Below are 24,911 nucleotides of genomic sequence, written 5' to 3' on the forward strand. Positions count from 1 at the left end.
AGCTTGCCTCGCGATCTTTTAAGGATCAAAAGATCGCGAGGCAAGCTCGCTCCTACAGAGGGCCGGGTTAGCCGGCGACCAGTACGCGAATCGCTTCTAGGCGCAGCGCGGCTTTTTCAAGCATGGCCAGCCCTTGTTCACGTTGTTTGCGCAAGGCAACCAACTCGCTGTCACGTACGGTCGGGTTGACCGCTTGCAACGCAGTCAGGCGCGCCAGTTCTTCTTCCGTATCGGCTGCCAGACGGCGTTGCGCTTCGGCTACACGTTCAGCGTGACGAGGCGCAACCTTGGCTTCGCCGGCATTGATTTTCGGCGTCAGGTTGTCGCGCTGGGCCTGGATGAACTTGTTGGCGCTGGCACGGGGCACGCTTTCCAGTTGTTCATTCAGGGTGTCGAAGGCCACGCGCGAAGACAGATCGTTGCCGTTGGCATCGAGCAGGCAGCGCAGCGCAGCCGGCGGCAGGTAGCGGCCCAGTTGCAGGGAGCGCGGGGCAACGGCTTCGCTGACGTAAATCAGTTCGAGCAGAACGGTCCCGGGCTTGAGCGCCTTGTTTTTGATCAGTGCCACGGCGGTGTTGCCCATCGAGCCCGAGAGCACCAGATCCATGCCGCCTTGCACCATCGGGTGTTCCCAAGTGATGAACTGCATGTCTTCACGCGACAGCGCCTGGTTGCGGTCGTAGGTGATGGTCACGCCTTCGTCGTCACCCAGCGGGAAGCTGGCGTCGAGCATTTTCTCGCTCGGCTTGAGGATCAGGGCGTTTTCGGAGTGGTCTTCACTGTCGATGCCGAACGCATTGAACAGGGTTTCCATGTAGATCGGCAGGGTGAACTGATCGTCCTGCTCAAGAATCGCTTCTACCAGTGCTTCGCCTTCACCCGCGCCGCCGGAGTTGAGCTCCAGCAGGCGGTCACGACCGGTGTGCAGCTCTTGCTCAAGACGCTCGCGCTCGCTGCGGGCTTCGTTGATCAACGCTTGCCACGGGGTGTCGTCGGTTTCTTCAAGCAACGGCAGCAGGCGTGGGCCGAACTGGTGTTGCAGGGCGTTGCCGGTCGGGCACGTATTGAGGAACGCGTTCAGGGCCTCGTGATACCACTGGAACAGGCGCTCTTGCGGGCTGGTTTCCAGGTACGGCACATGCAGTTCAATGATGTGCTTCTGGCCGATACGGTCCAGACGGCCGATACGCTGCTCCAGCAGGTCCGGGTGGGACGGCAGGTCGAACAGCACCAGGTGATGAGCGAACTGGAAGTTGCGACCTTCACTGCCGATTTCCGAACAGATCAGCACTTGTGCGCCGAACTCTTCATCTGCGAAGTAAGCAGCTGCGCGGTCACGCTCAAGAATGTTCATGCCTTCGTGGAAGACCGTGGCAGGAATACCGGAGCGAACGCGCAGGGCGTCTTCCAGATCCATGGCGGTTTCGGCATGAGCACAGATCACCAGTACTTTGGTGCGCTTGAGCATTTTCAGGGTGTCGGTGAGCCACTCTACGCGTGGGTCAAAGCGCCACCAGCGCTCTTCATCGCTGGCGTCCGGCTGGGCCTGGAAGCTGACTTCCGGGTACAGCTCGGCGTGATCACCGATGGGCAGTTCGAGGTATTCGTCCGGGCATGGCAGCGGGTAAGCATGCAATTTTCGCTCGGGAAAGCCCTGGATCGCGGCGCGGGTGTTACGGAACAAAACGCGGCCAGTGCCATGACGGTCTAGCAGTTCACGAACCAGACGCGCGCTGGCTTCGGTATCGCCTTGGTTGACCGCCGCGAGCAACGAATCGCCCTCAGCGCCCAAGAAGTTATGGATGGTGGTGTGCGCTTCTGGGGACAGGCGGCCTTTATCCAGCAGTTCCTGTACAGCCTGAGCGACCGGGCGATAGTTCTCGCTCTCGGCGCGGAAGGCAGCCAGGTCGTGGAAGCGGTTGGGATCGAGCAGGCGCAAACGTGCAAAGTGGCTGTCCTGACCCAGTTGCTCCGGGGTCGCCGTCAGCAGCAGGACGCCAGGGATCACGCCGGCCAGTTGCTCGACCAGACCGTATTCAGGGCTGACTTGATCTTCGTGCCACACCAGGTGGTGAGCTTCGTCGACCACCAGCAGGTCCCAGTCTGCGTCGAACAGGGCTGCTTGCGCTTTAGGGTCGTCAACCAACCATTCCAGGGCCACAAGAGCCAACTGGCAGTCTTCAAACGGGTTGCCGGCATCGCTTTCAATGAAGCGTTCTTCGTCAAACAGCGCGACTTCAAGGTTGAAGCGCCGACGCATTTCGACCAGCCATTGGTGTTGCAGGTTTTCCGGGACCACGATCAGCACACGGCTGGCACGGCCACTGAGCAGTTGGCGATGAATCACCAGGCCTGCTTCGATGGTTTTACCCAGGCCTACTTCGTCAGCCAGCAATACGCGCGGCGCGATACGGTCGGCCACTTCACGGGCAATGTGCAGTTGGTGAGCGATGGGTTGCGCACGCACGCCACCCAGGCCCCACAGCGGCGATTGCAACTGGCGGCTAGTGTGCTCAAGGGTGTGGTAACGCAGCGAGAACCACGACAGCGGGTCGATTTGCCCGGCGAACAGACGGTCGCTGGCCAGACGGAACTGGATAAAGTTCGACAGTTGCGTTTCTGGCAGGGTCACCAGCTCGTTTTGTTCATTGAAGCCGTGATAAACCATCAGACCGCTGGAGTCATCGACTTCGCGAACGGTCATCTTCCAGCCTTCAAAGTGGATGATGGTGTCGCCCGGCGAGAAACGCACGCGCGTCAGTGGGGCGTTACGCAGCGAATATTGGCGGGTTTCGCCAGTGGCCGGATAGAGCACGGTCAGCAAGCGACCGTCCTGTGCCAGAACGGTGCCTAAGCCTAGCTCAGCTTCGCTGTCACTAATCCAGCGTTGCCCCGGTTGATACTGCTGCGCCATGCTGCCTGACTCCCGCTTTGAAAAAGCCGAGTATATTAACGCAGCAGAGTCCTCAGTCCAAAGGACTCTGACAAAAAGCTGCTCTACTCAAAAGAAGCCTATGGCGCTTTTCGATGAGTGGTTTTCAGCCGGACGCAGAACAGGAGCACACGATCATGCTGCCGCCGATTCTACCGCTGAGCGTTGTCCCCGTGACGTCACAACAAGACCCGGTACGCCCGCGCCCTGAAATCCCCGCGGTGGTGCCTGCCCAAGCCAGCTCTGGGGACAGTACGGTCAACCTCAAGCACCATGATGCTGATCAGGCAGCGTTGTTACTGCGCGAAGAGCAGCAGCGTCAGCAACACAAACGCCAACAGGAGGGGCAGCCGCCGCTGTCCGATGAAGTCCAGGCGGATCAGCCCGCCCCTGATGGCGTGGTCGATGGTGCGCAACGTCAGGGCTTATGGATTGATATCGAGATATGACTGGATTTTTTCTGGCCTGTTGTCCGGCCTCAACGCATTATTGCGCTGTCCCTTGAATCCTTTTAGCCAACAGCCTCTGACAGTGACCTGATTTTTATGAGCCAAGACAGCAATCTGGTTGACCTGGGTGCAGAACGTGCCAAGCGTGTGCATGACCTTAAAGAGAAGCGTCTGAACGAAGTGCGCCAGGCATTCGAGCAAGCAATGCCATTGGCAAATGCCAAGAAAAAGCCGAAAAAGAAACCTAAAAAGCGCTGATCTACGGCTTTTTTGCTGATCTGCATCAACTTTTCTTTCCATGCTCCGCCGGGCCGCGATCACTATTGATCCCGGTCAACGTATGCGCCTGCTTGTGTGGTTAATCTAGCTCCAACACAAACAGACACGAGCAGGAGGCCGTCATGTTTCTCGACAATGTGGTTATCGCAGGGGTAGTGACGGTCGGTCTCATGGTGTTGTTCTTCGCAGGTCTGGGTTTTTTTATCTGGAAAGACTCCCAGAAGCGCAATAAGTAGCGCCGGGTCTTTCTGGTACACGAGCACGCAAGGCATTTTGGGCGACTTCGGTCGCCTATTTTTTTGCCTGTGAAAACGCATAAAAAAAGGTACGCCCCGTGAGGGGCGTACCTTTTTTGTCAGGCGCTGGATCAGTTGAGGGCGATGGACGCCAACCAGAACAGGGCTGCAGACAGTGCGACAGTGGCAGGCAGGGTCAGCACCCAGGCCATCAGGATGGTCTTGATGGTGTTGCCTTGCAGGCCGCTTTTGTTGGCAACCATGGTGCCCGCCACGCCTGAAGACAGGATGTGCGTGGTCGACACCGGAAGGGCAAAGACGTTAGCCAGGCCAATCGCGATAGTGGTGGTGATCTGAGCGGCCATGCCTTGGGCGTAGGTCATGCCTTGCTTGCCGATCTTCTCGCCGATGGTTTTAACCACGCGTCTCCAGCCAACCATGGTGCCCAGGCCCAAGGCCAGTGCGACAGCCAGAATCACCCAGAACGGGGCGTATTCAGTGGTGGTGGTCAGGTCTTTACGCAGTTTTTCGAGATCCGCTTTTTCACTGGCATCGAGCACTGGCAGCTTGCTGACTTTTTTCGCCGTGTCATCCAGGCACAGCAGGTAGCGACGAATTTCGATGCGCTGCTCAGAGGTCATGGAGTGGTAGTCGGTCACACCCTTGAGTGAGCTCAACAGGGCGGCAATGGTTGGCTCGGTTTGCTGCGGATTGCAGCTGAACTTGCCCGGCAGGTCGCTTTTAACGCTTTTGCCCAATGCCAGGTATTCGTTCAGGCTTTCGTGGTTACGCTGATAGAACTGGCTCAGGTGCAGCGTCGCGTCGCGCGTCCGCTCGATCTGGTAAGTGCTGCTGTTCAAGTCCAGAACGAAGGCGCTCGGCACGATACCGATCAGTACCAGCATGATCAGGCCGATACCTTTTTGACCATCGTTGGAGCCGTGAACGAAGCTCACGGTCATGGCAGAAATCACCAAAACCAGACGGTTCCAGAACGGCGGATGCTTTTTATCATCCAGCTTGCGGCGTTCTTCCGGTGTCTTGTGCATCTTGGAATTCGGACGCCACCACTTCAGACCGACCAGCATGAGGCCGGCAATGATGAAGCCCGCCAGTGGCGAGAACACCAGCGAAGCGCCAATATCGATAGCCTTCTGCCAGTTAACGCCTTCGCTCACCGGGATGCCGTTGATCAGGGCGTTGGCCAGACCTACACCGAGGATCGAGCCGATCAGGGTGTGTGAGCTGGAGGCCGGGATCCCGAAGTACCACGTACCCAGGTTCCAGGTAATGGCCGCAGCCAGCAGCGAGAACACCATGGCCAGGCCATGTCCGGTATTCACGTTGACCAGAAGCTCTACCGGCAGCAAGTGGACGATGGCGTAGGCCACCCCGACTCCGCCCAGCAGGACGCCCAGAAAGTTGAATACACCGGAGAAGAACACCGCCAGGTGAGGCGGCATGGCTTTGGTGTAGATGACAGTCGCTACCGCGTTCGCGGTGTCATGAAAGCCGTTAATGAACTCGAAGGCGAGAACAAAGGCTAGGGCGAAGAAGAGGCTGATAAGAACCCAGGCATCCAATCCGCTTAGTAGATCGATCATGAAGGTTTTCTGACACGGTCATAAAGGGGGCCGGATTATGCCAGAAAACCTTGGTAATCGATGCACTTGGTGCTCGTCGGTAACATCTATAAATGAAAAAAGCGGTAGGGCGTCCCGATTTAACAAGGTCCAAACACAGCTCCAAGCCGCTGATAACAAAGGCTATAAGCGTTTCAGAGAGGAGGGCCTGTGCCCACGTGACGGTCTGATTTGAGTGTGTGAAATTTCTGTAATCAGACTGTCTGGTGGCTTAGGCAGACCTTTTGTCGGGCGAAGGTCTGCCTCCGGTCAATGCAGCGGCATGAGGCGTTGTAGCCTTTTTTACACAGATTTCAGGCGTGGTGATTCACGACTCTTCAGCTTTGAGTCCTTTCTCAATTTTTTGAATTTCTTGAGAAAACGCCTGATCCAGCAGGCTTGCACGTTTGCGCCAAGGCTTGCGCTCGGGCTCCGGCTTTGCGGCATAAGTGGTGACTTCGCCGCCGTAAACATCCTTGTAACGTTGTTCCTGACGCTCAAGTTCTGCGCGCAGTTCGTCTTTCGTCACAGTGCTACCTAATTAAGTAAAGATTAAACCTGGTGAACCACTCGGCAGAGAGGTTGATACATCTGACGTTTGAGTCAGCTTTAGACGGATATCTATAAGCAACGTCAAGGTTAAATCAACCACTCTGTGCACGCGGCAACGTCATTAATTAACACATGAGCGCTGCAGCACTTAAGTGCTCACCCCAGAGGGTGGACAATTCAGGTCGCACTTGGAAGTTAAGCCTTTCGGCCTATTGAGTTCAACGAGCGGGTTGGATCCAAAAGGCGGGAATGCTTGACTCTGTGCATTCAATTACTTGCGGGCCATAAAGGCTTGAGTAAGGCGTCTACTATCGCCGAAGCGCTTCAGGTCCGTCAACTTCCAAGTGCAAACTTTGTTGCAAAAATTCAGGGAATGAACAGCTTCCGGCATTTTTTAGAACTATTAATACGGGTGGAGGTAAATGTAGTGTCAAGTTGTTGAGCGCTACCGTCAGCTTAATTGGCCGGGCATATAAGAAAAATGCACTCCAATGAGTGGGAGAGGTTGTTAGTCGCAGTGTAGCCGGTAAAAAAAGCTTAATGGAAATCAGACGCAGGTGTTGTCTGTAGTTATAAAGTACGGCAATGGAACTTTATTAAACGCACAGGATCATGAGGCGTTGCCTACGTCGCATTCATATCCATGATGAAGGGTGAGGATGTTGCGATTATCGGTCGTCGGTTCGATAATCGGCCAATATTGCGTCTGCCGTGTGTCTGTTGTTACCGGGGCCGATCTGTAATAACAATAAAAGCCACAACAGGGGGATAGGGTATGAGTGAGCAATTGCGCAATGCAGTGACTGGCCTGGCGCCACCGATTGTGGCGTCACCCGCCAAACGTATTCAGGCGTTTACCGGCGACCCCGATTTCATGGCCTCGCTGGCCCGGGGTCTGGCCGTAGTGCAGGCGTTTCAGGAACGTAAACGGCACCTGACGATTGCCCAGATCAGCCATAGAACCGAGATCCCGCGCGCCGCTGTACGGCGCTGTTTGTATACGTTGATCAAACTGGGCTATGCCACCACCGATGGCCGGACCTATTCGTTGCTGCCCAAAGTGCTGACCCTAGGCCATGCTTATTTGTCGTCGACACCACTGGCGGTGTCGGCCCAGCCGTATCTGGACCGCATGAGCGAGCAACTGCACGAAGCCTGCAACATGGCGACGCTCGAAGGTGACGACATCCTCTACATCGCCCGTTCGGCCACCACCCAACGGCTGATTTCCGTCGACCTTTCGGTGGGCGGTCGTTTGCCTGCGTATTGCACGTCGATGGGGCGTATTTTGCTGGCAGCCCTTGATGATGTGACCCTCAACGAATACCTGGCCCATGCTGAGTTTCAGGCCAAAACCAGTCGCACCCTGCACACCCCCGAGGCGTTGCTTGAATGCTTGCAGAAAGTCCGCGAGCAGGGCTGGTGCATTGTCGATCAAGAACTGGAGCAGGGGCTGCGTTCGATTGCCGTACCGGTGTACGACGCTTCCGGCCAGGTACTGGCGGCCCTGAACGTCAGCACCCACGCCGGGCGCGTCTCACGCACAGAGTTGGAGCAGCGCTTTTTGCCGATCATGCTCAGTTCAAGCCGCGAACTGAGCGCGCAGCTGTTCACTTGACCCCACCGTTTATCACGCGAATCTCACCGATTTTTTGGTCAATTCCAAGCAGGCTAACTATGTGTTCGATTACCGAACACATCGTCGATTATCGGATTGTTTGAGCTGGGAGGGCGGCTTAACCTGCTGACAGTCCGGTGCCGCTCGACGCACCGTTTTCTATTCAGTGGCAAACAAGAAACGGGAGCTACCCCTCATGGCAGAAATCATTTCGTTACACGACGCCGTGAAACAGTTTGTGAATGACGGTGATACGGTCGCCCTCGAAGGTTTCACTCACTTGATTCCGACCGCTGCAGGTCATGAAATCATTCGTCAGGGCAAGAAAGACCTGACGTTGGTTCGTATGACGCCTGACTTGATCTACGACCAATTGATCGGCGCCGGCTGTGCACGAAAGTTGATTTTTTCCTGGGGCGGCAACCCTGGTGTCGGTTCATTGCACCGTCTGCGCGATGCCGTCGAAAAACAGTGGCCGCAGCCGCTGGAAATCGAAGAACACAGCCACGCCGATCTGGCCAATGCCTATGTGGCTGGCGCTTCGGGCTTGCCATTCGCGGTACTGCGCGCCTATGCCGGTTCCGACTTGCCCAAGGTCAACCCGCTGATCAAGACCGTTACCTGCCCGTTTACCGGTGAAGTGCTGGCGGCGGTGCCTTCGGTGCGCCCGGACGTCACGGTGATCCACGCGCAAAAGGCTGACCGCAAGGGCAACGTACTGTTGTGGGGCATTTTGGGCGTGCAAAAAGAGGCCGCCTTGGCCGCCAAGCGCTGCATCGTGACGGTTGAAGAGATTGTCGATGACTTGCAGGCGCCGATGAACGCCTGCGTCCTGCCGACCTGGGCTTTGAGCGCCGTGTGTCACGTGCCGGGTGGTGCGCATCCTTCCTACGCACATGGTTACACCGAGCGTGATAACCGTTTCTATCAGGCCTGGGACCCGATTGCCCGTGACCGCGAAACCTTTACCGCATGGATAAACGAATACATCCACGGCACCGCCAATTTCAGTGAGTTCCAGGCCAAGCTGGCCCGCGCTTCGGAGGCAAAATAATGGCTTACTCCACCAACGAAATGATGACCGTTGCCGCCGCCCGCCGTTTGAAAAATGGCTCGGTGTGTTTTGTCGGCATTGGCCTGCCTTCGAAGGCTGCGAACCTGGCGCGGCTGACCTCGTCGCCGGATGTGGTGCTGATTTACGAGTCTGGCCCGATTGGCGCCAAGCCTAATGTGCTGCCGCTATCGATTGGCGACGGTGAGCTGGCCGAAACGGCTGACACGGTCGTCTCCACCAGCGAGATTTTTCGCTACTGGTTGCAAGGTGGTCGGGTTGACGTCGGCTTTTTGGGTGCCGCTCAGGTAGACCGCTTCGGCAATATCAACACGACTGTGGTCGGTGACTATCACCATCCTAAGGTCCGCCTGCCGGGCGCCGGTGGTGCACCTGAAATCGCCGGTTCTGCCAAAAGCGTGCTGATCATCCTCAAGCAATCAGCCCGTTCGTTTGTCGACAAACTGGACTTCATTACCTCGGTTGGTCACGGCGAAGGCGGCGACTCGCGCAAGCGTTTGGGCCTGCCAGGCGCAGGGCCAGTGGGGATCATCACTGACCTGTGCATCATGGAACCTGAAGCGCAGAGCAATGAATTCGTGGTCACCGCCCTGCACCCCGGTGTGACGCGTGAACAAGTCGTGGCGGCAACGGGCTGGGCGATTCGCTTTGCCGACAAGGTTGAGCAAACCGCCGAGCCGACCGACGTTGAGCTAAGCGCTTTGCGTGACCTGGAAGCGCGCACGGCCCTTGCCCACGGTCAGGCACCAGGAGAAGCGTGATGCGTGAAGTGTTTATCTGTGACGCCATTCGTACCCCGATTGGCCGTTTTGGCGGGGGCTTGTCGGCCGTTCGTGCGGATGATCTGGCGGCAACGCCGATCAAGGCGCTGATCGAGCGCAACCCCACGGTGAAATGGGACGAAGTCGACGAAGTGTTTCTGGGCTGCGCCAACCAGGCGGGCGAAGACAACCGCAACGTCGCGCGCATGGCAGCGTTGCTGGCCGGGCTGCCGGAGAGCATCCCCGGCGTCACCCTCAATCGGTTGTGCGCCTCGGGGATGGACGCGGTTGGTACGGCGTTCCGTGCCATTGCCAGCGGTGAAATGGAACTGGCGATTGCCGGTGGCGTTGAATCGATGTCGCGGGCACCGTTTGTGATGGGCAAGGCCGATGCCGCGTTCTCGCGCAACATGAAGCTGGAAGACACCACCATTGGCTGGCGCTTCATCAACCCTTTGATGAAAGCTCAATATGGTGTCGATGCGATGCCGCAAACCGCCGACAACGTGGCCGATGACTACCAGATTTCTCGCGCCGACCAGGACGCCTTTGCCCTGCGCAGCCAGCAGCGCACAGCGGCCGCACAGGCGGCGGGCTATTTTGCTGAAGAGATTGTGCCGGTACGTATCGCCCACAAAAAAGGCGAAAGTGTGGTTGAGCGCGATGAACACCCACGTGCCGACACCAGCCTCGACACCCTGAGCAAACTCAAACCGGTCAACGGCCCGGACAAAACCGTCACCGCAGGCAATGCCTCGGGGGTCAACGACGGGGCTGCGGCGTTGATTCTGGCCTCGGCTGATGCGGTCAAACGTCATGGCCTGACTGCCCGCGCGCGGGTGTTGGGCATGGCCAGCGCCGGGGTTGCACCGAGAGTGATGGGCATTGGCCCGGTGCCTGCGGTGCGCAAACTGGTTGAGCGTCTGGGCCTGGCGGTCAGTGACTTTGATGTCATCGAGCTCAACGAAGCCTTTGCCAGCCAGGGGTTGGCCGTGTTGCGTGAGTTGGGGCTGGCGGATGATGCGCCACAGGTTAACCCCAATGGCGGCGCCATCGCGTTGGGCCATCCGCTGGGCATGAGCGGTGCGCGGCTGGTGCTGACGGCCCTGCACCAACTGGAAAAAACCGGCGGTAAAAAAGGCCTGGCGACTATGTGTGTAGGGGTCGGCCAAGGCTTGGCGCTGGCGATAGAACGGGTCTGATTTGCCCGCACGGTGCGCCAGACGATTAAGGACTCAATCGTTTGGCGCATTGTGGTTGCGGGGTACTTGTTGCAAGGTATGTCTGAAAATAACTAAACAGATGAGTCTAAAATCATGACAACAGACACTCACTACACAGGAGAAGAACGTAGAAAACGGATCTTCGCGATCGTCGGTGCCTCCTCGGGCAACTTGGTCGAATGGTTCGATTTTTACGTTTACGCGTTCTGTGCAATCTACTTTGCGCCTGCCTTTTTCCCTTCCGATGACCCAACGGTGCAGTTGCTGAACACGGCCGGTGTGTTTGCGGCGGGCTTCTTGATGCGTCCTATCGGTGGCTGGCTGTTTGGCCGGGTGGCCGACAAGCACGGGCGCAAGAACTCAATGATGATCGCGGTGATGATGATGTGTGCCGGTTCATTGGTCATCGCCTTTTTGCCGACTTACGCCTCGATTGGTGCGTGGGCACCTGCATTACTGTTGCTTGCGCGGCTGTTTCAAGGCCTGTCGGTGGGTGGTGAATATGGCACCACGGCCACTTACATGAGTGAGGTTGCCCTCAAGGGACAGCGTGGTTTCTTTGCCTCGTTCCAATACGTCACCCTGATCGGCGGGCAATTGCTGGCGGTGCTGGTGGTGGTAATTCTTCAGCAGATCCTGTCAGAAGAAGAGCTGCGCGCATGGGGCTGGCGCATCCCGTTTGTGATTGGCGCCATCGCGGCCGTTATCTCGCTGTTGCTGCGTCGCACACTGAAAGAAACCACCAGCGCTGAAACCCGTAAAGACAAGGACGCCGGTAGCATCGCAGCGCTGTTTCGTGACCACAAAGCGGCGTTTATCACCGTGCTCGGCTACACCGCTGGCGGCTCGCTGATTTTCTACACCTTTACCACGTACATGCAGAAATACCTGGTGAACACCGCCGGAATGCACGCCAAAACCGCCAGTTACATCATGACCGGCGCGCTCTTCCTTTATATGTGCATGCAGCCGTTGTTCGGCATGCTTGCGGACAAAATCGGCCGTCGAAACTCGATGCTCTGGTTTGGCGCCTTGGGCACGTTGTGCACCGTACCGATTTTGCTCAGCCTGAAAACCATTACCAGCCCGTTTTTGGCCTTTGTGTTGATCACTCTGGCGCTGGCGATTGTCAGCTTCTACACCTCGATCAGCGGTTTGGTTAAGGCCGAGATGTTCCCGCCACAGGTGCGGGCGTTGGGTGTGGGCCTGGCCTACGCTGTGGCTAACGCAGTGTTTGGCGGTTCGGCGGAATATGTGGCCTTGGGCCTGAAGTCCATGGGCATGGAAAACACCTTTTACTGGTACGTGACGGTCATGATGGCCATCGCCTTCCTGTTTAGTTTCCGTTTGCCGAAGCAGCCCAAATACCTGCATCACGATTTGTGATGAGTTTGCGCGCGCCGGTGTGCGGCGCGCGCCTGCAAAGGAAGGTTTATGAGTAACCAACTGTTCGACGCCTATTTCACGGGCAAGGCCATGGGCGCGGTGTTTTGTGATCATGGCCGGGTTCAAGCCATGCTCGACTTCGAGGCCGCCCTGGCTCGGGCTCAAGCCAGCACTGGACTGATTCCGTCGTCAGCAGTTGCACCGATTGAAGCGGCTTGCCGCGCCGAGCTTTACGACTTTGAAGCCTTGGGGTTGGCCATTGCCAGCGCCGGCAACTCGGCCATCCCGTTGGTGAAAGCGCTCGGCAAGCAGATTTCCAGCATCAGCCCCGAGGCCGAACGTTATGTGCACCTGGGCGCGACCAGCCAGGACGTGATGGACAGCGGGCTGGTGCTGCAACTGCGCGCTGCCCTCGCACTGATCGAGCAGGATTTGCAGCAGTTGGGCGAAGTTCTCGCGCAACAGGCCCAGCGTTATGCCACCACGCCCTTGGCGGGTCGCACCTGGTTGCAGCAAGCAACGCCCGTGACCTTGGGGATGAAAATCGCCGGTTGGCTGGGCGCCGTTACACGCAGCCGTCAGCGGCTTCAAGCGTTAAAACCGCGTTTGCTGAGCCTGCAGTTTGGCGGCGCTTCGGGCACTTTAGCCGCGCTGGGTGAGCAAGCGTTACCCGTGGCGCACGCGTTGGCCGCCGAGTTGAAGCTCGCGTTGCCCGACCAGCCCTGGCACACCCAGCGTGACCGTCTGGTGGAGTTTGGGGCGGTGCTCGGGTTGGTGGCAGGTAGCCTGGGCAAGATGGGCCGCGACATCAGTTTGCTTATGCAGACCGAGGCGGCGGAAGTTTTCGAGCCTTCAGCGCCGGGCAAGGGCGGGTCTTCGACCATGCCGCACAAGCGCAATCCGGTGGGTTCTGCCGTATTGATCAGCGCGGCGACGCGGGTTCCCGGGCTGCTCAGCACTTTGTTCAGCGCCATGCCTCAAGAACACGAGCGCAGTTTGGGCTTGTGGCATGCCGAGTGGGAAACCCTCCCAGAGATTTGCTGTTTGGTTGCGGGTGCGTTGGCTCAAGCCCTCAATATTGCTCAGGGGCTGGAAGTGGATGCCGAGCGCATGGCGCAAAACCTCGATTTGACCCACGGTCTGGTGTTGGCCGAAGCCGTGAGTATTGAATTGGCGCAGCGAGTGGGGCGCGAAACCGCGCATCACCTGCTGGAGCAATGCTGTAAGCGGGCCGTGGCCGAGCATCGGCATCTGCGTGCGGTGTTGGGCGATGAGCCCGAGATTAGCGCGCAGTTGTCGTCGGACGAACTGGATCGCTTACTTGATCCTGCTCTTTACCTGGGGCAAGCGACGACGTGGGTCGAGCGGGCACGGGCTGAACATTTTGCGTTGGCAGTCTAAAAAGGAGATGGCCGTGGGGCGTGTACAACTGGCAGAAGGTGAACTCAACTACCAACTCGATGGCCCGAAAGGCGCCCCGGTGTTGGTGTTGTCCAACTCATTGGGCACGGACTTGGGCATGTGGGCGACGCAAGTTCCGGCGTTTGCGGAGCATTTTCAGGTACTGCGATACGACACCCGTGGCCATGGCCAGTCGCTAGTGACCGAAGGCCCGTACAGCATTGAGCAGTTGGGCGGCGATGTACTGGCGTTACTCGATGCGTTGCACATTGAGCGTGCGCATTTTTGCGGCTTGTCGATGGGCGGCCTGATTGGCCAGTGGTTGGGCATTTATGCCGGCTCACGCCTGCACTCGCTGGTGGTGTGCAACACCGCGGCCAAGATCGGTGAGCCGTCGGTGTGGAACCCGCGAATTGAAATGGTGTTGCGTGACGGTGCCGCGGCGATGGCCGGGTTGCGTGATGCGTCGATTGCCCGCTGGTTTACCGCAGATTACGCCCAGGCCCACCCAGATCAAGCCAAGCGCATTACTGACATGCTGGCGGCCACCTCGCCGCAGGGCTATGCCGCCAACTGCGCGGCGGTGCGTGATGCCGATTTTCGTGATCAGCTCGGCGCGATTCGCGTGCCGACGCTGGTGATTGCAGGCACCGAAGACGCCGTGACGCCGCCTTCGGGCAGCCATTTCATTCAGGAACACGTGGCCGGTGCCGAGTACGCAGAGTTCTACGCGGCGCACTTGTCCAACGTGCAGGCCGTTGATGCGTTCAGCCAGCGGGTGCTGGCGTTTTTGTTAGCCCAACAAGCGGTTTAAGGAGCGTTTTGTGGACGAGAAACAACGTTATGAAGAGGGCATGGGCGTACGCCGCGCCGTGCTGGGCGATGCACACGTCGACCGCAGCCTGAACGCCCTGACCGAGTTCAACAGCGAGTTCCAGGAAATGATCACCCGCCATGCGTGGGGTGATATCTGGACGCGGCCTGGATTGGCGCGTCATACCCGCAGCCTGATTACCATTGCGATGCTGATCGGCATGAACCGCAGCGAAGAACTCAAACTGCACCTGCGCGCCGCGGCCAACAATGGCGTGACCCGTGCAGAGATCAAAGAAGTGATCATGCAGAGCGCGATCTACTGCGGCATTCCGGCGGCCAATGCGACCTTCCATTTGGCGGAGTCGGTGTGGGACGAGTTGGGCGTCGAGTCCCGGGAATAATCATATGACCAACAAAAAACCCGCCAAGTGGCGGGTTTTTTGTTTTATCGGGTCGCTATCAAGCTTTTGGCGGCTTGTCCGATACAGGCCGGTTTTGCCCGGTCTGCTCGTACCAGCCACCGCCCAGCGCCTTGTACAGTGTGACTTCGCTGGTCAACTGCGACAGGCGATCGGTGATCAACGCCTGTTGCGCGCTGAACAACGAGCGCTGTGCATCAAGGAACGTCAGGTTGCTGTCGACACCAATCCGATAGCGACGCTCTGCCAGACGGTAGTAGTCCTGGTTGGCGTTAACGAAATCGGCTTGCGCCTGCAACTGCTGGTTGTAGGTTTGACGTGCTGCCAGGCCGTCAGAAACTTCCTGGAATGCCGTCTGGATCGCCTTCTCGTATTGCGAGACGGTGATTTCCTTCTGGATTTTCGAGTAGTCCAGGCTCGCGCGCAGAGCGCCTGCGTTGAAGATCGGCAGGTTGATCTGCGGCGAGAACAGCCAGGTGCCCGAACCGCCCTTGAACAGACCCGAGAGGTCTGGGCTCAAGGTCCCGGCATTGGCGGTGAGGCTGATGCTCGGGAAGAACGCGGCGCGTGCGGCACCAATGTTGGCGTTGGCCGCCAACAACTGGTGCTCGGCCTGAAGGATGTCCGGACGACGTTGCAGCAAGTCGGACGGCAAGCCCGCTGGCATTTGGGTCAGCAAGTCAGCCGACAGCGGTTTGGCTGTCGGCAGATTGTCCGGAATACCAGTGCCGAGCAGCAGGGCCAGGCTGTTTTCATCCTGGGCGACCTGACGGGTGTACTTGGCCAATTGAACTTTGGCGTTTTCCACTGAGGTGCGCGACTGGCTGAGCTCCAGTGCCGAGGCTACGCCCACTTCATTGCTGCGCAGGGTCAGCTTGTAGCTTTCATCGAACGCCTTGAGGGTGTCTTCAGTCAGCTTGAGCAGCTCTTTGTCGGCTTGCCAGGTCAGGTAAGCGGTCGCAACGTTGGCCACCAGACTGATCTGAGTGGAACGGCGGGCTTCTTCAGTGGCGAAGTAGTTTTCCAGAGCCTGATCGCTCAGGCTGCGGATACGTCCGAACAAGTCCAGCTCATACGCACTGACCCCAAGGGTCGCGGAGTATTGACTGGTAATGCCCGCCTTGCCGGTTTGCGACATGCGCGCCGGGGTGCGTTGACGGCTGCCGCTGGCATCTGCGGTCACCGCCGGGAACAGATCCGCACGCTGGATGCGGTACTGCGCGGCATAGGCGTCGATGTTCAGCGCCGCGACCCGAAGGTCGCGGTTGTTGACCAGAGCTGTCTGGATCAGCTGTTGCAGGGCAGGGTCATGGAAAAACTGACGCCAGCCTTGTTCTGCAGCGGCCTGGTTTGGCGCCTCGTTCGGCGAGTAGGCCGGGCCCTGCGGGTATTGCGCGGCTATCGGCGCTTCAGGGCGCTGGTAGTCCGGTATCAGCGAGCAGCCACTCAGCGTAAACGCTGCAACCGCTACTGCGAGAAGCGACTTGCTCATTGGCCAGCCTCTTTGTTTGGAGTGTTAGTCAGTTCTTCTTTTTGCTCAGTGTCTTTTTTATTGCCAATCGAGGAGACGGCAACAAAGAACAGCGGCACCCAGAAAATAGCCAGCAGGGTCGCACTCAGCATCCCGCCGATTACGCCTGTACCAATGGCGTGCTGGCTGCCCGAGCCTGCGCCGTGGGAGATGGCCAGCGGCACAACACCGAGAATGAACGCCAGGGACGTCATGATGATCGGTCGCAGACGCATCCGGCACGCTTCAATCGCGGCGTCGTACAGACTACGCCCTTGTTCATGCAGTTCCTTGGCAAATTCGACGATCAGAATGGCGTTTTTCGCTGCCAGACCGATTGTCGTCAATAGACCTACCTGGAAGTACACGTCGTTGGACAGGCCACGCAGGCTGGTAGCCAGCAGCGCACCAATAATCCCCAGCGGTACAACGAGCATGACCGCGATCGGAATCGACCAGCTTTCATACAGTGCGGCAAGACACAGGAAGACCATCAGCAAGGAAATTGCGTACAAGGCAGGGGCTTGCGAACCTGACAAACGTTCCTCGTAAGACAGACCTGTCCAGGAAATACCGACACCTTTAGGAAGCTTCTTGGCGATGGCTTCAACTTCTGCCATGGCCTCACCACTGCTGTAGCCCGGAGCAGGTGTACCCAGAATCTCCATGGCTTCTACGCCGTTATAACGCGACAGTTTAGGTGAGCCGTAAATCCACTCGCCCTTGGCAAAGGCCGAGAACGGCACCATGGTTCCCTGGTCGTTACGCACGTACCACTTCTTCAGGTCTTCCGGGCTCATACGGGAAGAGGCGGTACCTTGCAGGAACACCTTTTTTACCCGGCCGTGGTCGATGAAGTCGTTGACGTAGCTGGCACCCAGCGCGATGGACAGCGTGTTGTTGAGGTCCGACAGACTTACGCCCAGCGCTTGCGCCGCTTCGTCGTCGATGATCAGTTTGTACTGAGGTTCGTCGTTCAAGCCGTTTGGACGCACTCCCGCCAGCACTTTGCTTTGCGAAGCCATACCGAGGAACTGGTTACGCGCTTCCAGCAATTTCTCGTGGCCAATGCCTGCCTGGTCTTGAAGGAAAAAGTCAAAACCGGTGGCGTTACCCAACTCCATGACCGCTGGCGGAGCAAACGCAAACACCATTGCATCGCGGAAAGTGAAGAAGTGCTGCTGGGCACGTGCTGCCAGCGCAAACACGCTGTTGTCGGCATCACGCTCGCCCCACGGTTTGAGCATGATAAATGCCAGACCCGAACTTTGGCCGCGACCTGCGAAGTTGAAGCCGTTCACGGTAAATACCGAAGACACCGCCGATGTTTCGTCGGTGAGCAGGTATTCACGCATCCGGTCGATGACTTCCTGAGTCCGCTCGGCTGAGGTACCCGGTGGGGTTTGAACCTGAGCAAAGAGTACACCCTGGTCTTCTTCCGGCAGGAAGGAGCTAGGAATGCGGGTGAACAGGAACACCATGCCCACAACGATCAGGACATAGGCCAGCAGGTACGGCGCTTTGTGGCGCAGAATGCTGCCTACGCTTTTTTCGTAGCCGCGTACGCCGCTGTCAAAAGTACGGTTGAACCAACCGAAGAACCCACGTTTGTTCTGACCATGATCACCTTTGGTGATCGGTTTTAGCATCGTGGCACACAGGGCCGGGGTGAACACCAGGGCGACCAGAACCGACAGGCCCATGGCCGATACGATGGTGATCGAGAACTGACGGTAGATCACACCGGTGGAGCCGCCGAAGAACGCCATTGGCAGCAATACCGCCGACAGTACGAGGGCAATACCCACCAGAGCGCCCTGGATCTGGCCCATGGACTTCTTGGTAGCTTCTTTGGGCGGCAGGCCTTCCTCGGCCATTACCCGCTCGACGTTTTCCACCACAACGATGGCATCGTCCACCAGCAAGCCGATGGCCAGGACCATACCGAACATGGTCAGGGTGTTAATGCTGAAGCCTGCAGCGGCCAGGATCCCGAAGGTACCCAGCAATACAACCGGTACGGTCATCGTGGTGATGATGGTGGCGCGGAAGTTTTGCAGGAACAGGAACATCACCAGGAACACCAGCACGACTGCTTCTACCAGTGTTTCAACAACCCCTTTGATAGAGGCCGAGATCACTGGAGTGGTGTCATACGGGAATACGACTTCCATCCCTGGCGGGAAGAAGGGTTCCAGGTCAGTAATGGTCTTGCGAACGGCTTTGGCCGTGTCCAGGGCGTTAGCGTCAGAAGCCAGTTTGATTGCAATACCGGAGGACGGTTTGCCGTTGTACTGTGCACTGATGCTGTAGTTCTCACCGCCCAGGCCCACTTCGGAGACATCACCCAGGCGAACCTGAGAGCCGTCGGTGTTCACTTTCAGCAGGATCTTTTTAAACTCGTCGGCGGTTTGCAGGCGGGTTTTACCAATGATCGTTGCGTTCAGTTCCTGGCCTTTCAGCGCAGGCAGGCCACCCAATTGGCCGGAAGACACCTGGACGTTCTGCGCCGCGATCGCGGTTTTAACATCCACCGGGGTCAGGTTGTACTTGTTCAACTTGGCCGGGTCCAGCCAGATACGCATGGCGTACTGGGCACCGAACACCTGGAAGTCACCCACACCTGCCGTCCGCGACAGCGGGTCTTGCATGTTGGAGACGATGTAGTTCGACAAGTCGTCCTTGTTCATGCTGCCGTCGGTGGACACCACGCCGACTACCATCAGGAAGTTTTTCACTGCCTTGGTAACCCGGATACCCTGCTGCTGCACTTCTTGTGGCAGCAGCGGGGTGGCCAGGTTCAGCTTGTTCTGCACCTGAACCTGAGCGGTGTCAGGGTTGGTACCCTGGTCGAACGTTACGGTAATGGTCATGCTGCCGTCGGAGTTACTTTCCGATGACACGTAACGCAGGTGGTCAATACCGTTAAGTTGCTGCTCGATCACCTGAACCACGGTGTCCTGTACGGTTTGTGCCGAAGCACCCGGATAGGTCACGGAAATCGAGATGGCCGGTGGTGCGATGCTCGGGTACTGGTTTATCGGCAGCTTGAGGATCGATAAAGCCCCGACCAGCATGATCACCAGGGCTATTACCCAGGCGAAAATTGGACGGTCGATAAAAAATTTCGACATGGTTTATTCCCCTTTACTGCCCGAAGCTTTATCAGTGGCCGGGGCCGATGCCGGGGTTGCGCCTGGAGTCTTGTCCATGATTTTGACTTCAGCGCCTGGACGGACGTACTGCAGGCCGTCTGTAATCAAACGGTCACCGGCGTTCAGGCCTTTTTCTACCAGCCAGTCGCTGCCAACCGTGCGCGTTGCTTGCAACACACGCAGCTCAACTTTGTTGTCCGGACCGACGATAAGGGCCGTTGGCTCGCCTTTGGCGTTGTGGGTGACGCCAATTTGTGGGGCCAGAATGGCATCGCTGTTAATGCCCGCTTCCAGTTGGGCGTGAACGAACATACCAGGCAACAGAACGCTGTCAGGGTTCGGGAACACCGCACGCAGGGTGACGGAACCGGTGGTCTCGTCTACCGAGACTTCGGTGAACTCAAGACGACCTTCCAGTGGGTATTCGCTACCGTCCGGCAGGGTCAGTTTGACCTTGGCAGCGTTCTCACCGGCCTTTTTCAGACGGCCATCTGCCAGGTCGCGACGCAGTTCCAGCATCTCTACCGAGGATTGGGTCACGTCTACGTAAATCGGGTCCAGTTGAGTAATCACGGCCAATGCATTGGCTTGGCCACTGGTTACGAGTGCGCCTTCAGTGAACAGCGAGCGACCAATACGACCTGACAGCGGCGCCAGGACCTTGGTATAGCGCAGGTTTACCTGAGCGGTTTTCAGTGCAGCTTCGGCTTCAAGGCGAGCGGCTTCGGCGTTGTCGTATTCCTGACGGCTTACGGCTTGCTCTGCAACCAGTTGCTTGTAGCGATCAGCCAGGGACTTGGCCGATTGCAAGGTCGCCTTGGCGCTCAGCACGCTGCTTTCGTAGATAGCCGGATCGATTTGATACAGCTGCTGGCCTTCTTTAACGTCGCTGCCTTCTTTGAAGTAGCGCTTAAGGATAATGCCGTTCACTTGAGGGCGAACTTCTGCCGAACGATACGAAGTCGTCCGACCTGGAAGATCGGTGGTCAAGGTAAATGGCTGGGTTTTCAGCGTCACGACGCCGACCTGAGGGGTTTGTGGGGCAGGTGCTGCCTCTTCCTTCTTACATCCGCTGAGCAGCGAAGCTAGGGTGATGGCAGCAACCAGAGCGGTAACAGCTGGCTTAAATTGCATGAAGATCCTCGGGTCAGGCACGCGAAAGCGCACAAGAATAGTGGAAGGGTATAGAAAGCTGTTCCGGGTGGATAAAGAGCTTGCTAAGGAATATACTTACATTCATGTCTGTTTGTAAACAGTGGGAATCTGTCGCAAGCAGCGTTCCAGAGTCCATTTTTGAGTCCGTAGTAGACCGGGATAAGGCAGAACAAACGCCACCCGATGCCGGTTTGGATACCGAACTGAAATTGTCCAGACCCTCCTGATTGAGGTTGTGATTGTTATGGTGCGTCGTACCAAAGAAGAAGCTCAGGAAACCCGGAGCAAAATCCTCGAAGCAGCCGAGCAGGCCTTTTATGAAAGAGGGGTTGCCCGCACCACGCTGGCTGATATCGCTGCGTTGGCGGGTGTCACCCGGGGCGCTATCTACTGGCATTTCAGCAACAAGGCTGACCTGGTTCAGGCCATGCTGGACAGTCTGCGTGAACCTTTGGAAGAACTGGCCAAAGCCAGCGAGAGCCAAGAGGAGCTTGATCCGCTGGGCTGCTTGCGCAGTTTGTTGGTTCATCTGTTTCGTCAGGTGGCGACTGATCCGAAAACTCGGCGTATCAATGAGATTTTGTTTCATAAGTGCGAATTCACAGACGAAATGTGCGATTTGCGCCGTCAACGCCAAATGGCAAGTGTCGACTGTAACAGCCGGATCGAGCTCACGCTGAGTAATGCAGTCCATCGCGAACAACTCCCTTCGAACCTGGATGCCCGTCGTGCGGCAATCGCTTTGCACGCCTATATAGACGGTATTCTTGGGCAATGGCTGCTGGTTCCCGACTGCTTTGAACTCTATAAAGAAGCCGAAACCTGGGTCGACACCTGCATTGACATGCTGCGTCTCAGTCCTAGCCTGCGTAGCCCGCAGCTCAATAGAGCTTGAGTCTAGTTGCCTGAAGGCATAAGGCTAGTGAAGTTTTTACCCGTGGCGTGAATTGATACCAGATGGCCTTTATATATGTCTACGCTGCGGGTTTAAAGTTAGTCAGCTAAGTATTTTGTAGTGTAATTGTTACCACTCGGGTGTTCTCATCGCCCTTGAACGCAAAAAGCCCCGGCTCGCAAGAGACCGGGGCTTTTTAGTACAGCGTGAATCAGCGTTCGAGATCTTTGATCTTGCCTGCCACGCCATCCCACTCTTCCGCGTCCGGCAGAGCGTCTTTCTTTTCAGTGATGTTTGGCCAGATTTCAGCCAGCTCAACATTCAACTGAATAAATTGTTCCATGCCGGCAGGCACTTCATCTTCCGAGAAGATGGCTTGTGCAGGGCATTCAGGCTCACAAAGCGCGCAGTCAATGCACTCATCCGGGTGAATTACCAGGAAGTTCGGGCCTTCGTAGAAGCAGTCCACCGGACAGACTTCTACGCAGTCGGTGTACTTGCACTTGATGCAGTTGTCGGTGACGACGAAGGTCATTTCTAATTTTCTCCTCAGGCGGCGGCAGCGAAGCCCTTACAGTTCGGGTTCGCAGGGCTCAGGAGTGATATCTACTGACCAGGCTAAAAGGCCAGTAGCATCCCGAACCGCGCGCGATTCTAGCAGCTTTTAAAGGCGTGTCTTTAATGTGTAGAGCAAATCAAGTGCTTTACGCGGCGTCATGTTGTCCAGATCGAGCTTGGACAGGTCATCCAGTACGGGGTGCGGCAGGCTGGCAAACAGATCGCTTTGCTGCGGTACTGCTTTTTTGCCAGGTGCTGGTCGCGGTACTTCATGAGGCAGGCTGGTCGTTTCGAGTCGGCTCAAATGTTCACGTGCCCGGGTGATGACATTGGCTGGAACCCCGGCCAATTGTGCAACGGCCAAACCATAGCTTTGACTGGCCGGGCCTGGCAAGACATGGTGCAAAAACACGATGCGTTCATTGTGTTCTGTTGCACTCAAATGCACGTTGGCGACCAGCGGTTCGTTCTCGGGCAGAACGGTCAGCTCAAAGTAGTGCGTGGCAAACAGGGTGTACGCGCGCAAGTGAGCGAGGCGTTCGGCGGCTGCCCATGCCAGGGACAAACCATCGAACGTACTGGTGCCACGGCCCACCTCATCCATCAGCACCAGGCTGCGATCGGTCGCGTTGTGCAAAATATTCGCTGTCTCGCTCATTTCCACCATAAAGGTAGAGCGACCGCCTGCCAGGTCATCGCTGGAGCCTATCCGGGTGAAGATCCGGTCGACCAGTGACAGTTCGCAACTGGCAGCAGGTACAAAGCTGCCGATATGGGCCAGCAAGACGATCAATGCTGTCTGACGCATGTAGGTCGATTTACCGCCCATGTTAGGACCGGTGATCACCAGCATGCGGGTTTTGTCATCCAGCGCCAGATCGTTGGCCACAAACGGTGTTGTCAGCACTTGCTCGACCACTGGGTGGCGGCCTTGGTCGATACGCATGCACGGCTCGTCGACAAAGCGCGGGCAGTTCAAGTCCAGGTTCAGTGCGCGTTCGGCCAGGTTGCTCAGCACATCGAGCTCGGCCAGTGCGGCGGCGGTGTCCTGCAAGGGCGGCAACTCGCCGATCAGGGTTTCCAGCAGCGCCTCGTAGAGCATCTTTTCGCGGGCCAGCGCGCGGCTTTTGGCCGACAGGGCTTTATCTTCGAAGGCTTTTAGCTCCGGTGTGATAAAGCGCTCAGCGCCTTTGAGGGTTTGCCGGCGAATGTAGTCAGCAGGTGCTTGTTCGGCCTGTTTGCTCGGCAGCTCGATAAAGTAGCCGTGCACGCGGTTATAACCCACCTTGAGGTGGCTCAGGCCGGTTCGGGCTTTTTCACGTGCTTCAAGATCAATCAGGAACTGCCCGGCGTTCTCGCTCAGAGATTGCAGTTCATCCAGCTCAGCGTCATAACCGGTTTTCAGCACGCCGCCGTCACGGATCACCGCGGGCGGGTTGTCATTGATGGCTTTTTCCAGCAGCGCCGCCAGTTCCGGGTAGGTGCTGGTGGTGGTGGCCAGTTGTTGCAGATGCGGGGCTTCGAGACCGATCATCGCATCTTGCAGCTCAGGCAGGGCACCCAGGGCATCGCGCAAGCGCGCCAGATCTCGCGGGCGTGCATTGCGCAGGCCGATACGCGCCAGAATCCGCTCCAGATCGCCGATCTCTTTAAGCTGCGGTTGCAGTTTCTCAAAGCGATAGCCATCGAGCAGGCAGGTAATCGACGACTGACGGGCCAACAGCACGCTCAAGTCACGCAGCGGGCGGTTCAGCCAGCGGGTCAGCAGGCGGCTGCCCATCGAGGTCTGGCAACGGTCGACCACCGATTGCAAGGTGTTGTCGCGACCACCGGCCAGGTTGGTGTCCAATTCCAGGTTGCGACGGCTGGCGCCATCCAGCACCACGGTGTCATCCAGGCGCTCATGGCGCAGGCTGCGCAAATGGGGCAGGGCGGTGCGCTGGGTTTCTTTGGCGTAGCTGAGCAAGCAACCGGCAGCGCCAATTGCCAGGGTCAGGTTCTCGCAACCAAAGCCTTTAAGGTCTTGGGTCGAAAACTGCTGGCACAGGCTTTTAAACGCCGAATCACGTTCAAAGTCCCACGGCGCGCGACGACGAACGCCACGGCGTTTTTCGGCAGGCAGGCCTTGTGGCCAGTCGTCCGGAATCATCAACTCCACCGGGTTGATGCGCTCCAGTTCGGCCAACAGGTTTTCCCAGCCTTTAATCTCCAGCACCGAGAAATTGCCGCTGGTGATGTCCATCACCGCCAGGCCAAACAGACGCTCATCGCCCAGTACGGCGGCAATCAGGTTGTCGCGGCGTTCATCCAGCAGCGCCTCATCGCTGACGGTGCCCGGCGTGATGATACGCACCACTTGACGCTCGACCGGGCCCTTGCTTGTTGCCGGGTCGCCGATCTGTTCGCAAATCACCACCGACTCGCCCAGCTTGACCAACTTGGCCAAGTAACCTTCGGCGGCGTGATAAGGAATCCCGCACATCGGAATCGCCTGCCCGGCCGACTGCCCGCGAGCCGTCAGGGTGATGTCCAACAACTTGGCCGCCTTCTTCGCGTCTTCATAGAAAATCTCGTAGAAGTCGCCCATGCGATAGAACATCAACTGGTCGGGGTGCTGGTTTTTGAGGCGCCAGTACTGCTGCATCATCGGCGTGTGTGAGGACAGGTCGGAAGTATTCTTACTCATGAGAAGGCTTAGGCGGATTCGATTAAAAGGTGGGTGAAAAGCGGGCGTCAGGCGCGGCTATTTCGCAATGGGCGCAAGGTTAACATGTCAGCCCCCTGCATCTACAGGTGCGTACCGGGCGTGCTGACGCGTTGCTATAAATAGAAGAAATAGCATTTGCCATCTATAAACACGGCCAGCACTATT

General features: G+C 57.5%; 20 protein-coding genes. 12 read left to right on the forward strand and 8 right to left on the reverse strand.

From position 1 onward, the window contains the following. Positions 1-67 precede the first annotated feature (67 nt). Positions 68-2,914 (reverse strand): RNA polymerase-associated protein RapA, encoded by a 2,847-nt coding sequence (rapA, locus tag QMX84_RS07855; protein ID WP_282363530.1) that lies wholly within the window; start codon positions 2,912-2,914, stop codon positions 68-70. Positions 2,915-3,069: 155 nt separating this feature from the next. Between rapA and QMX84_RS07860 the strand changes: the two genes are divergently transcribed. The 3 genes from QMX84_RS07860 to ccoM all read left to right on the forward strand — a co-directional run bounded on the left by QMX84_RS07860 (position 3,070) and on the right by ccoM (position 3,896). Further along, positions 3,070-3,381 carry an aspartate-semialdehyde dehydrogenase gene (locus tag QMX84_RS07860; protein WP_262126251.1) on the forward strand — a complete coding sequence of 104 codons (312 nt, stop codon included), beginning with the start codon at positions 3,070-3,072 and terminating at the stop codon, positions 3,379-3,381. Positions 3,382-3,477: 96 nt separating this feature from the next. Then, positions 3,478-3,639 (forward strand): hypothetical protein, encoded by a 162-nt coding sequence (locus tag QMX84_RS07865; protein WP_088500241.1) that lies wholly within the window; start codon positions 3,478-3,480, stop codon positions 3,637-3,639. A gap of 143 nt (positions 3,640-3,782) precedes the next feature. Beyond that, complete coding sequence (ccoM, locus tag QMX84_RS07870) at positions 3,783-3,896, forward strand: cytochrome c oxidase subunit CcoM (RefSeq protein WP_048386544.1); 114 nt, start codon at positions 3,783-3,785, stop codon at positions 3,894-3,896. Between the two features lie 131 nt (positions 3,897-4,027). Here ccoM and QMX84_RS07875 read toward each other — a convergent pair whose 3' ends face one another. Continuing rightward, on the reverse strand, positions 4,028-5,500 hold the full coding sequence (locus QMX84_RS07875; RefSeq protein ID WP_262126248.1) for an inorganic phosphate transporter: 1,473 nt from the start codon (positions 5,498-5,500) through the stop codon (positions 4,028-4,030). A 346-nt stretch (positions 5,501-5,846) separates the two neighbouring features. Further along, complete coding sequence (locus tag QMX84_RS07880; protein ID WP_262126247.1) at positions 5,847-6,047, reverse strand: hypothetical protein; 201 nt, start codon at positions 6,045-6,047, stop codon at positions 5,847-5,849. A 798-nt stretch (positions 6,048-6,845) separates the two neighbouring features. Between QMX84_RS07880 and pcaR the strand changes: the two genes are divergently transcribed. The 8 genes from pcaR (at position 6,846) to pcaC (ending at position 14,748) form a co-directional block, all read left to right on the forward strand. Next, the gene (pcaR, locus tag QMX84_RS07885) at positions 6,846-7,688 is read left to right on the forward strand and encodes a pca regulon transcriptional regulator PcaR (RefSeq protein WP_048386546.1); all 843 of its coding nucleotides are present in this window, start codon (positions 6,846-6,848) and stop codon (positions 7,686-7,688) included. Between the two features lie 196 nt (positions 7,689-7,884). Further along, positions 7,885-8,742 (forward strand): CoA transferase subunit A, encoded by an 858-nt coding sequence (locus QMX84_RS07890; RefSeq protein ID WP_048369484.1) that lies wholly within the window; start codon positions 7,885-7,887, stop codon positions 8,740-8,742. After that, positions 8,739-9,521 carry a CoA-transferase subunit beta gene (locus QMX84_RS07895; protein ID WP_262126249.1) on the forward strand — a complete coding sequence of 261 codons (783 nt, stop codon included), beginning with the start codon at positions 8,739-8,741 and terminating at the stop codon, positions 9,519-9,521. Before QMX84_RS07890 ends, QMX84_RS07895 begins: the two co-directional genes overlap by 4 nt. After that, on the forward strand, positions 9,518-10,723 hold the full coding sequence (gene pcaF, locus QMX84_RS07900) for a 3-oxoadipyl-CoA thiolase (RefSeq protein WP_282363531.1): 1,206 nt from the start codon (positions 9,518-9,520) through the stop codon (positions 10,721-10,723). The genes QMX84_RS07895 and pcaF overlap by 4 nt, the downstream gene beginning before the upstream one ends. A 114-nt stretch (positions 10,724-10,837) precedes the next feature. Beyond that, positions 10,838-12,130 carry an MFS family transporter gene (locus QMX84_RS07905; protein ID WP_282363532.1) on the forward strand — a complete coding sequence of 431 codons (1,293 nt, stop codon included), beginning with the start codon at positions 10,838-10,840 and terminating at the stop codon, positions 12,128-12,130. Positions 12,131-12,178: 48 nt separating this feature from the next. After that, complete coding sequence (locus tag QMX84_RS07910) at positions 12,179-13,531, forward strand: 3-carboxy-cis,cis-muconate cycloisomerase (protein WP_282363533.1); 1,353 nt, start codon at positions 12,179-12,181, stop codon at positions 13,529-13,531. 13 nt (positions 13,532-13,544) lie between these two features. Continuing rightward, positions 13,545-14,345 carry a 3-oxoadipate enol-lactonase gene (gene pcaD, locus QMX84_RS07915; RefSeq protein WP_282363534.1) on the forward strand — a complete coding sequence of 267 codons (801 nt, stop codon included), beginning with the start codon at positions 13,545-13,547 and terminating at the stop codon, positions 14,343-14,345. Positions 14,346-14,355: 10 nt separating this feature from the next. Then, entirely contained in the window at positions 14,356-14,748 is a 393-nt protein-coding gene (gene pcaC, locus QMX84_RS07920; protein WP_282363535.1) for a 4-carboxymuconolactone decarboxylase, read from the forward strand. A 58-nt stretch (positions 14,749-14,806) separates the two neighbouring features. On the opposite strand, the gene QMX84_RS07925 is transcribed toward pcaC, so the two are convergent. Genes QMX84_RS07925 through QMX84_RS07935 form a run of 3 tightly spaced genes read right to left on the reverse strand, consistent with a single transcriptional unit; the run spans position 14,807 to position 20,565 of the window. Continuing rightward, a complete protein-coding gene (locus QMX84_RS07925; RefSeq protein WP_048386551.1) occupies positions 14,807-16,258 on the reverse strand; it encodes an AdeC/AdeK/OprM family multidrug efflux complex outer membrane factor in 1,452 nt (483 codons plus the stop codon). After that, entirely contained in the window at positions 16,255-19,410 is a 3,156-nt protein-coding gene (locus QMX84_RS07930) for an efflux RND transporter permease subunit (protein WP_282363536.1), read from the reverse strand. The genes QMX84_RS07925 and QMX84_RS07930 overlap by 4 nt, the downstream gene beginning before the upstream one ends. Before the next feature lie 3 nt (positions 19,411-19,413). After that, positions 19,414-20,565 carry an efflux RND transporter periplasmic adaptor subunit gene (locus QMX84_RS07935; RefSeq protein WP_048369498.1) on the reverse strand — a complete coding sequence of 384 codons (1,152 nt, stop codon included), beginning with the start codon at positions 20,563-20,565 and terminating at the stop codon, positions 19,414-19,416. Positions 20,566-20,830: 265 nt separating this feature from the next. Here QMX84_RS07935 and QMX84_RS07940 point away from each other — a divergent pair, with 265 nt between their 5' ends. Further along, the gene (locus tag QMX84_RS07940) at positions 20,831-21,481 is read left to right on the forward strand and encodes a TetR family transcriptional regulator (RefSeq protein WP_123751945.1); all 651 of its coding nucleotides are present in this window, start codon (positions 20,831-20,833) and stop codon (positions 21,479-21,481) included. A gap of 211 nt (positions 21,482-21,692) precedes the next feature. Here QMX84_RS07940 and fdxA read toward each other — a convergent pair whose 3' ends face one another. Continuing rightward, positions 21,693-22,016, reverse strand: coding sequence for a ferredoxin FdxA (gene fdxA / locus QMX84_RS07945; RefSeq protein ID WP_123751946.1), 324 nt, complete (start codon positions 22,014-22,016; stop codon positions 21,693-21,695). A gap of 129 nt (positions 22,017-22,145) precedes the next feature. Next, positions 22,146-24,725 carry a DNA mismatch repair protein MutS gene (mutS, locus tag QMX84_RS07950; RefSeq protein WP_282363537.1) on the reverse strand — a complete coding sequence of 860 codons (2,580 nt, stop codon included), beginning with the start codon at positions 24,723-24,725 and terminating at the stop codon, positions 22,146-22,148. Positions 24,726-24,911 lie beyond the last annotated feature (186 nt).

The sequence above is a fragment of the Pseudomonas sp. PS01297 genome (assembly GCF_029959305.1).
In the GTDB taxonomy this organism is placed as follows: Bacteria; Pseudomonadota; Gammaproteobacteria; order Pseudomonadales; family Pseudomonadaceae; genus Aquipseudomonas; species Aquipseudomonas helleri.